This window comes from Kitasatospora sp. NPDC057518 (genome assembly GCF_042802075.1).
Taxonomy (GTDB): Bacteria; Actinomycetota; Actinomycetes; order Streptomycetales; family Streptomycetaceae; genus Kitasatospora.
In genome coordinates, this window is sequence record NZ_JBHVEU010000036.1 from 24,190 (window position 1) to 32,893 (window position 8,704).

Here is an 8,704-nt window from a genome sequence, read left to right on the forward strand (position 1 = left end):
GTGCGGTGGGACACCATGGCCGCCATGTCCTATGAACTCCAGGCGCTGATAGGAACACGGGAGCTGCTGACGGTGGCGGCCGCGGAGGTTCCGGCGGCCCGGGTGGTGCCCTTGGCACAGGGGCTGGCGATGATCCCGGTCACCTCCGCCGTCCTCGCCGCGCTCCAGGGGGACGGCAGCGTGCGCAAGCCGCGCGGCGGGGCCGGGTTCGGCTGGCACTCGGACGGCTTCGAACTCCGGCTGGCCGCCTGGTCGAAGGCCGGCCCGATCGCCTGCGTCGAGGCCGAGTACTTCGGCGGCAGCGGCACCCAGCGCGCCGCCGTCTGGGCGGACGGCGCGGTCACCCTCGGCCCGCTCACCATCGGCGAGTTCGAGCCCGCCCCGGCCGACGGCACCCCGATCTCCCACGTCCTGCGACGGATCGGCGCGCGCACCGAGGAGGGCCGGGCGGACGAGTTCGAGTCGGTCGGCCTGGGCCGGCACCGCAGCACCGCCGGCTGGGCGGAGTCGGCCGGCTGACCCGACCCCCGCGCCCCACCGCCCGTCGGCCCCGCCGCCCGCCCCGGCCCCGCCGACGCGAACGGCCCCGCCCCCGAAGCGGGGAGCAGGGCCGCGCCGTCGTCCGTCGAACCGGCCGACCGGAGGGTCAGCGGTAGTTCACGTACTGGATCGCGAAGTCCAGGTCCTTGCCCTTGAGCAGGGCCTGCACGGCCTGGAGGTCGTCGCGGCTCTTCGAGCTGACGCGCAGCTCGTCGCCCTGGACCTGCGCCTTGACGCCCTTCGGGCCCTCGTCACGGATGATCTTCGCGACCTTCTTCGCGTCCTCCGTGGTGATGCCCTCCTTGACGTTGGCGAAGATCTTGTACTCCTTGCCGGACAGCTGGGGCTCGTTGGCGTCCAGGGCCTTCAGCGACAGGCCGCGCTTCACGAACTTGGTCTGGAGGATGTCGAGTACGGCGCGCACGCGCTCCTCGCCGTTCGCCTTCATCTCGATCTTCTCGCCCGAGCGGCTGATCTCGGCGCCCACGTTCTTGAAGTCGAAGCGCGTCGCGATCTCGCGGGAGGTCTGGTTGATCGCGTTGTCGACCTCCTGCCACTCGACCTTCGAGACGATGTCGAAACTGGAGTCGGCCATGGGTATTGGTCTCCTTGATGCTCTGGTCTTCACTGGCACGGGCCCGCCCCTCGGGGGCGCCCGCGACCCCAGCCTATCCAGCGCCACACCGGCCTCGCCCGTAGCGGGCGCCCGCGGTTTCTTGATCGTCGCGTGATCTATCGAGTGGCGGAGCACCCCCCGGCATCGGGTATGGTTTACCAAGTCGAACGGGGTGAACACCCCGGGAAACGAAGATCCTGGCTGGTTGCCCGAGCGGCCAAAGGGAGCAGACTGTAAATCTGTCGCGCAAGCTACGCAGGTTCGAACCCTGCACCAGCCACAGGATAGAGAAACAGCCCCCGATCTGCGGAAACGCGTATCGGGGGCTGTTTCGTTTTGCCCGGGCGGCCTTGCCGGGGGCGGGGGAGCGGGGAGTCGGGAGGGCGGGCGCCGGGCCGACTTATTGCACATTGCTTGCAATTACGGGTGTCAGGCAGCAGAGTGGGGCCCGGGGGTGGGAGTCCTTCGACAGAGCTGATCGTCTTCCCAGCCGGCGACCGCCGGGACAAACGGCTCGCCCCACCCCCGCCAACAGCCACCCGACGGAGGCCGACGCAGCGTGACGGCCGCGTCAAGGGCGCGTCAAGGCCGCTCGTGGCGGCGTCAGGAACGCGTAGGGGCCCGGCGGGCGACGGGCGCGCGGACCGCAGGATCGGAGCAACTACCGACTGCGGAGGTCCCGTCCGATGTCCAGCGCCATCACCACCCCGGCCGTCACGGCCGACTCCGAGCCGCCTGGCACCGGCGCGGGAGACGAGCGGCACCGGCTCAGCGCGCTCGGCGGGCTGGCCGCGCTCTCGCTGGACGCCATGGCCTCGGTCGCGTACGGGCCGGAGTCGATCGTGCTGGTGCTGGCCGCCGCCGGGGCGTACGGGCTGGGCTTCACGCTGCCGGTCACCGCGGCGATCGCCCTGCTGCTGGCGGTGCTGGTGGCCTCCTACCGGCAGGTGATCGCGGCGTTCCCGGACGGCGGCGGCGCCTACGCGGTGGCCAAGGCGCACCTCGGCCGCCGGACCGCGCTGACCGCGGCCGCCTCGCTGGTCGTCGACTACGTGCTGAACGTGGCGGTCTCGGTCACCGCCGGCGTCGCCGCGCTCACCTCGGCCGTCCCGGGCCTGTACGACGACCGGGTCTGGCTCTGCCTGGGGGTGCTCGCGCTGGTCACCGCGGTGAACCTGCGGGGGATCGCCGAGTCGGCGCGCTGGTTCATGGCGCCGACGGCCGTCTTCGTGCTCTCCATCCTGGCGATCGTCGTGGTCGGCCTGTTCCGGGACGCCCCGGCCAGCACCGCGGCCGCCGCCGGCCACGCCTCGACGCTCGCCGAGAACGCCACCACCGTCGGCGCGCTGCTGCTGCTCAAGGCCTTCGCGGCCGGCTGTTCCGCGCTGACCGGGGTGGAGGCGGTGGCCAACGCCGTCCCCTCCTTCCGCACCCCGCGGGTCAAGCGCGCCCAGCACACCGAGGTCGCGCTCGGCGCCCTGCTCGGCGTGATGCTGATCGGACTGGCCGTGCTGATCGGCCGCTTCCACCTCCAGCCGGTCGAGGGCGTCACCGTGCTCGCCCAGCTCGCCGACGCCTCGCTCGGCCACGGCTTCGGCTTCTACGTCGTCCAGTTCGCCACCGTGGTGCTGCTCGGGCTGGCCGCCAACACCTCCTTCGGCGGGCTGCCGGTGCTGCTCGACCTGCTCGCCCGGGACAACCACCTCCCGCACCTGTTCGCGCTGCGCGCCGACCGCCAGGTGTACCGGTACGGCGTGCTGTTCCTGGCCGCGGTGTCGGCGGCGCTGCTGGCCGGCTCCGGCGGGGACGTCAACAGCCTGGTGCCGCTGTTCTCGATCGGCGTGTTCGTCGGCTTCACCATCTGCCAGGTCGGCATGGTCCGGCACTGGCTGCTGCACCGGCCGTCCGGCTGGCGGTGGAAGGCCGCGCTGAACGGCTTCGGGGCGCTGCTCACCGGCGTCGCGGCGCTGGTCGTCACCGGCACCAAGTTCACCGAGGGCGCCTGGGGCATCGTGGTGGCCCTGCCGCTGCTGGTGGTGCTGTTCGAGGCGGTCCACCGCAGTTACGGGCGGATCGGCGAGCGGCTGGAGCTGGGCCGGGTGCCCGGCCCGGTGACCGGGCAGCGCAGTCTGGTCGTCGTCCCGGTGACCGCGATCACCCGGCTGACCAGGGACGGCCTGTCGGCGGCGCTCTCGCTCGGCGACGAGGTGATGGCGGTGACCGTGGTGCACGAGCCGGCCGCCGCCGAGGCGCTGCGCCGGGACTGGGAGCTGTGGCGGCCGGGCGTGCCGCTGGTGGAGATCCCGGATGTCCACCGCCGGCTGGGCCGGCCGATCGCCGACTTCGTCAACGAGCTGGGGGCGGAGCACGCCTACGACCGGCTCACCGTGCTGATCCCCGAGGTGGAGCCGGCCCGCTGGTGGCAGCGGGCGCTCCAGAACCGGCGCGGCGCCGTCATCGACCGCGCCCTGCGGCGGCACACCGACGCGGTGGTCTGCCGGCTGCGCATGCGGATGTGATCAGGGGACGGGTACGGAACGGCCCCGGACGGCAGCCCGCCGCCCGGGGCCGTTCCGTACCCGGACGTGCCCCCAGCGGCCCGCCGCCGAACGCGCCCCCGGCCCGCCGCCGTGTCTCGGCCCGATCACGACGGTCTCGGTCCGGTGAAGCGCCCGTCAAGGCCGCGTCAACGTCGCGCTGTCACCCGTATGGAGGGCGTCAGGGCCCCATAACGCGCCGCTGACGGCTGGTTTGCTGCATCTGCCGGTCGTCCGCCGGCGCCGCGCGAGCCCCTTCGGCCCAGGTCGCGGCATCTCCCGAACCACTCTGGTGGAGCCCATGTCCGATCTCATCTACGTCGGTGTCACGGTCGCCGTGTTCGCCGTCATCGCCCTGATCGCGCGGGGGGTGGAGAAGCTGTGAGCGCGGAGAACATCGCTGGTCTGGTCGTGGCCGTCGCGCTCGTCGGCTATCTCGTCGTGGCGCTGATCTTCCCGGAGAAGTTCTGACATGGGATCCACTCTCGCGGGCTGGCTCCAGGTCATCGCCCTCGTCGGCGCGCTGGCCCTGTGCTACCGCCCCCTCGGCGACTACATCGCCAAGCTCCTCACCTCCGCCAAGCACCTCAGAGTCGAGCGCGGCATCTACAAGCTGGTCGGCGTCGACGGCGACGCCGACCAGCGCTGGCCGTCGTACCTCCGCTCGGTGCTGGCCTTCTCGGCCGTCTCCGTCCTCTTCCTCTACGGCCTGATCCGCCTCCAGGGCTACCTGCTGCTGAACCTGGGTGTTCCGCAGATGGAGGGCCACCAGGCCTGGAACACCGCGATCTCGTTCGTCGCCAACACCAACTGGCAGTCCTACGGCGGCGAGTCCGCGATGGGCCACCTGGTGCAGATGGCGGGCCTGGCGGTGCAGAACTTCGTCTCCGCGGCCGTCGGCATCGCCGTCGTCGCCGCGCTGATCCGGGGCTTCACCCGCAACCGGACGGACCGGATCGGCAACTTCTGGGTGGACCTCACCCGGATCAACCTGCGCCTGCTGCTGCCGGTCTCGATCGTCTTCGCCCTGGTGCTGGCCGCCAACGGCGTGATCCAGAACTTCCACGGCTTCCACGAGGTGACCTCGCTGGCCGGCGAGGTCCAGAAGATCCCGGGCGGCCCGGTGGCCTCCCAGGAGGTCATCAAGCTGCTCGGCACCAACGGCGGCGGCTTCTTCAACGCCAACTCGGCGCACCCGTTCGAGAACCCGACCGGGTTCACCAACCTGGTCGAGATCTTCCTGATCCTGCTGATCCCGTTCGCGCTGCCGCGGACCTTCGGCCGGATGGTGGGGGACAACCGCCAGGGCTACGCGATCGTCGCCGTGATGGGCCTGTTCTGGGCCGCCTCGGTGGCCCTGCTGACCCTCGCCGAGTCGCAGCACCACGGCGCCGCCCTGCAGGCCGCGGGCGCCGCGATGGAGGGCAAGGAGCAGCGCTTCGGCATCGCCGCGAGCTCGCTGTTCGCCGCCTCGACGACGCTGACCTCGACCGGCGCGGTGAACTCCTTCCACGACTCGTACACGCCGTTCGGCGGCGGGCTGACGGTCTTCAACATGATGCTGGGCGAGATCGCGCCCGGCGGTGTGGGCTCCGGCCTGTACGGGATGCTCGTGCTGGCGGTCATCGCGGTGTTCGTGGCGGGCCTGATGGTCGGCCGCACCCCCGAGTACCTGGGCAAGAAGCTCGGCGGCCGGGAGATGAAGTTCGCCTCGCTGTACATCCTCACCACGCCGACGATCGTGCTGGTCGGCACGGGTGTGGCGATGGCCCTGCCGGGTGAGCGCGCCGGGATGCTCAACTCGGGCGCCCACGGCTTCTCCGAGGTGCTGTACGCCTTCACCTCGGCGGCCAACAACAACGGCTCGGCCTTCGGCGGCATCACCGTCAACACCGACTGGTACGACACCGCGCTCGGCCTGGCGATGATCTTCGGCCGGCTGCTGCCGATCGTCTTCGTCCTGGCGCTGTCCGGCTCGCTCGCCCAGCAGCAGCCGGTCCCGGCCACCCCGGGCACCCTGCCCACCCACAAGCCGCTGTTCGTGGGCCTGCTGTCGGGCGTGATCCTGATCGTCGTCGGCCTCACCTACTTCCCGGCCCTGGCTCTCGGGCCGATCGCGGAAGGTCTGTCCTCCTGATGTCCACCCCTACGCTCAACCCCGCACCGGCCGACAAGGCGGAGCCTGCCGCGCCGCACAGAGTGTCGAGCGGCCTGCTCGACCCGAAGCTGATCCTCGCGTCCCTGCCGGACGCGGTGAAGAAGCTCGACCCCCGGGTGATGGTCAAGAATCCGGTGATGTTCGTGGTCGAGGTCGGCTCGGTGGTCACCACCGTCGCCGCGATCGCCGACCCGTCCGTGTTCGCCTGGGCCATCACCGTCTGGCTCTGGCTGACCACGATCTTCGCCAACCTGGCCGAGGCCGTCGCCGAGGGCCGCGGCAAGGCGCAGGCCGACACCCTGCGCAAGACCAAGAGCGACACCATGGCCCGTCGGCTCACCGACTGGCCGGCCACCGGCGCCGAGGAGGAGGTGCCCGGCACCGCGCTCCGGCTCGGCGACCACGTGGTGGTCGAGGCCGGGCAGGTCATCCCCGGTGACGGCGACGTGGTCGAGGGTGTCGCGAGCGTCGACGAGTCGGCGATCACCGGCGAGTCCGCGCCCGTCATCCGGGAGTCCGGCGGCGACCGCAGCGCCGTCACCGGCGGCACCAAGGTGCTGTCCGACCGGATCGTGGTGAAGATCGCCTCGGAGCCCGGCAAGTCGTTCATCGACCGGATGATCGCCCTGGTCGAGGGCGCCGCCCGGCAGAAGACGCCGAACGAGATCGCGCTCAACATCCTGCTGGCCTCGCTGACCATCGTCTTCCTGGTCGCGGTCGTCACGCTCCAGCCGATGGCCACCTACGCGGGCGCCCCGCAGTCGATGATCGTCCTGGTCGCCCTGATCGTCGCGCTCATCCCGACCACCATCGGCGCGCTGCTCTCCGCGATCGGCATCGCCGGCATGGACCGGCTGGTGCAGCGCAACGTGCTGGCGATGTCCGGCCGCGCCGTCGAGGCCGCCGGCGACGTCAACACCCTGCTGCTCGACAAGACCGGCACTATCACCCTGGGCAACCGCCAGGCCGCCGAGTTCCTGCCCGCCCCGGGCGTCTCCACCGAGGACCTGGCCAGTGCCGCGCAGCTCTCCTCGCTCGCGGACGAGACCCCGGAGGGCCGCTCGATCGTGGTCCTCGCCAAGACCGAGTACGGTCTGCGGGCCCGCGCCCAGGGCGAGCTGACCCACGCCACCTGGGTCCCGTTCACTGCCCAGACCCGGATGTCGGGCGTCGACCTGGACGAGGAAATGGAAGGGGCGGAGCGCAGCGACTCGGACAAGGGCGGTGGTGGGCGACGGGTGGGCGTCCACCAGGTCCGCAAGGGCGCCGCCGGGGCCGTCTCCAACTGGGTGACCGGGAACGGCGGTTCGGTCGGCGACGAGGTCTCCACCCTGGTCGACGGGATCTCCGCCGCGGGTGGCACCCCGCTGGTCGTGGCCGCGAAGACCGGCAGCGCGCCCGCCCGCGTCCTGGGGGTCATCCACCTCAAGGACGTGGTCAAGGAGGGCATGCGGGAGCGCTTCGACGAGCTCCGCCGGATGGGCATCAAGACCATCATGATCACGGGCGACAACCCGCTGACCGCCAAGGCGATCGCGGAGGAGGCCGGCGTGGACGACTTCCTCGCCGAGGCCACGCCCGAGGACAAGATGGCCCTGATCAAGAAGGAGCAGGAGGGCGGCAAGCTGGTCGCGATGACCGGCGACGGCACCAACGACGCCCCCGCGCTCGCCCAGGCCGACGTCGGCGTCGCGATGAACACCGGGACCATGGCGGCCAAGGAGGCCGGCAACATGGTCGACCTGGACTCCAACCCGACCAAGCTGATCGAGATCGTGGAGATCGGCAAGCAGCTGCTGATCACCCGCGGCGCGCTGACCACCTTCTCGATCGCCAACGACGTGGCCAAGTACTTCGCGATCATCCCCGCGATGTTCGCCGGGGTCTACCCGGGCCTGAGCCACCTCAACATCATGGGCCTGCACAGCCCGCAGTCCGCGATCACCTCGGCGATCATCTTCAACGCCCTGGTCATCATCGGCCTGATCCCGCTCGCCCTGCGCGGCGTGCGCTACCGCCCGTCCGACGCCAGCTCGCTGCTGCGCCGCAACATCGGCGTCTACGGCTTCGGCGGCCTGGTGGTGCCGTTCGTCGGCATCAAGCTGATCGACCTGATCATCCAGTTCATCCCCGGCCTCAGCTGAAGCGGGAAGGAGAGAAAACCATGTCCAAGCCCCTGCCGACGATCCTCCGCACCCACTTCACGGCCCTGCGAGCGCTCCTGGTGCTCACCGTGATCCTCGGGGTCGTCTACCCGCTCTTGATCACCGGTGTCTCCCAGGTCGCCTTCTCCGACAAGGCGAACGGCTCGCCGGTGACGTCCGGCGGCAGGGAGGTCGGCTCCAGCCTGATCGGCCAGAGCTTCAACCTCCCGAAGACTAACCCGGACGACCCGAAGGAGGAGGCCCAGCCGGACCCGAAGTGGTTCCAGCCCCGCCCCTCCGCCGCCGGGACCGGCTACGACGCCTCCTCCTCCAGCGCCAGCAACCTCGGCCCGAACAGCGAGGACCTGCTGAAGGCCGTCAACGACCGCCGCGCCGCCGTCGCCGCGTTCGACGGCGTCGACCCGGCGAGCGTCCCGGCCGACGCGCTGACCGCCTCCGGCTCCGGCCTCGACCCGCACATCTCCGTCGCGTACGCCAAGGAGCAGGTCGAGCGGGTCGCCAAGCACCGCGACCTGCCGGTGGAGACGGTGGGCAAACTGGTCGAGAAGTACACCGAGAGCCGCTCGCTCGGCTTCCTCGGCAACGAGGGCGTCAACGTCGTGCTGCTCAACAAGGCGCTCAGCGAGCAGAAGTGACACCACCTCGTACAGACGGGTGACCGGGCCGGCCCGGGCACGGGGGCACGCCT

General features: G+C 71.1%; 7 protein-coding genes and 1 tRNA gene. 7 read left to right on the forward strand and 1 reads right to left on the reverse strand.

The window, feature by feature from the left end; genetic code table 11:
* Nucleotides 1-24 precede the first annotated feature (24 nt).
* Entirely contained in the window at nucleotides 25-519 is a 495-nt protein-coding gene (locus tag ACFU7Z_RS06145) for a hypothetical protein (RefSeq protein ID WP_074004049.1), read from the forward strand.
* A 127-nt stretch (nucleotides 520-646) separates the two neighbouring features.
* On the opposite strand, the gene ACFU7Z_RS06150 is transcribed toward ACFU7Z_RS06145, so the two are convergent.
* A complete protein-coding gene (locus ACFU7Z_RS06150) occupies nucleotides 647-1,135 on the reverse strand; it encodes a YajQ family cyclic di-GMP-binding protein (RefSeq protein ID WP_049652087.1) in 489 nt (162 codons plus the stop codon).
* A gap of 220 nt (nucleotides 1,136-1,355) precedes the next feature.
* On the opposite strand from ACFU7Z_RS06150, the gene ACFU7Z_RS06155 reads away from it, so the two are divergent.
* The 6 genes from ACFU7Z_RS06155 to kdpC all read left to right on the forward strand — a co-directional run bounded on the left by ACFU7Z_RS06155 (nucleotide 1,356) and on the right by kdpC (nucleotide 8,651).
* A tRNA-Tyr gene (locus tag ACFU7Z_RS06155) sits at nucleotides 1,356-1,436 on the forward strand.
* Nucleotides 1,437-1,842: 406 nt separating this feature from the next.
* Nucleotides 1,843-3,675: an APC family permease gene (locus ACFU7Z_RS06160; protein ID WP_380776524.1), complete on the forward strand. Its 1,833-nt coding sequence runs from the start codon at nucleotides 1,843-1,845 to the stop codon at nucleotides 3,673-3,675.
* Nucleotides 3,676-4,074: 399 nt separating this feature from the next.
* Nucleotides 4,075-4,164 carry a K(+)-transporting ATPase subunit F gene (gene kdpF, locus ACFU7Z_RS06165; protein WP_045693083.1) on the forward strand — a complete coding sequence of 30 codons (90 nt, stop codon included), beginning with the start codon at nucleotides 4,075-4,077 and terminating at the stop codon, nucleotides 4,162-4,164.
* A 1-nt stretch (nucleotide 4,165) separates the two neighbouring features.
* Nucleotides 4,166-5,830: a potassium-transporting ATPase subunit KdpA gene (gene kdpA, locus ACFU7Z_RS06170; RefSeq protein ID WP_380776526.1), complete on the forward strand. Its 1,665-nt coding sequence runs from the start codon at nucleotides 4,166-4,168 to the stop codon at nucleotides 5,828-5,830.
* On the forward strand, nucleotides 5,830-7,995 hold the full coding sequence (gene kdpB, locus ACFU7Z_RS06175) for a potassium-transporting ATPase subunit KdpB (protein ID WP_380776529.1): 2,166 nt from the start codon (nucleotides 5,830-5,832) through the stop codon (nucleotides 7,993-7,995). The genes kdpA and kdpB overlap by 1 nt, the downstream gene beginning before the upstream one ends.
* 20 nt (nucleotides 7,996-8,015) lie before the next feature.
* Complete coding sequence (kdpC, locus tag ACFU7Z_RS06180; RefSeq protein ID WP_049652083.1) at nucleotides 8,016-8,651, forward strand: potassium-transporting ATPase subunit KdpC; 636 nt, start codon at nucleotides 8,016-8,018, stop codon at nucleotides 8,649-8,651.
* Nucleotides 8,652-8,704 lie beyond the last annotated feature (53 nt).

Excerpts from the sequence above, each read along its gene's own strand:
- ACFU7Z_RS06145 (WP_074004049.1), top strand. The coding sequence starts at position 25 with ATGTCCTATGAACTCCAGGCGCTGATAGGAACACGGGAGCTGCTGACG.
- ACFU7Z_RS06150 (WP_049652087.1), bottom strand. The coding sequence starts at position 1,135 with ATGGCCGACTCCAGTTTCGACATCGTCTCGAAGGTCGAGTGGCAGGAG.
- ACFU7Z_RS06160 (WP_380776524.1), top strand. The coding sequence starts at position 1,843 with ATGTCCAGCGCCATCACCACCCCGGCCGTCACGGCCGACTCCGAGCCG.
- kdpA (WP_380776526.1), top strand. The coding sequence starts at position 4,166 with ATGGGATCCACTCTCGCGGGCTGGCTCCAGGTCATCGCCCTCGTCGGC.
- kdpB (WP_380776529.1), top strand. The coding sequence starts at position 5,830 with ATGTCCACCCCTACGCTCAACCCCGCACCGGCCGACAAGGCGGAGCCT.
- kdpC (WP_049652083.1), top strand. The coding sequence starts at position 8,016 with ATGTCCAAGCCCCTGCCGACGATCCTCCGCACCCACTTCACGGCCCTG.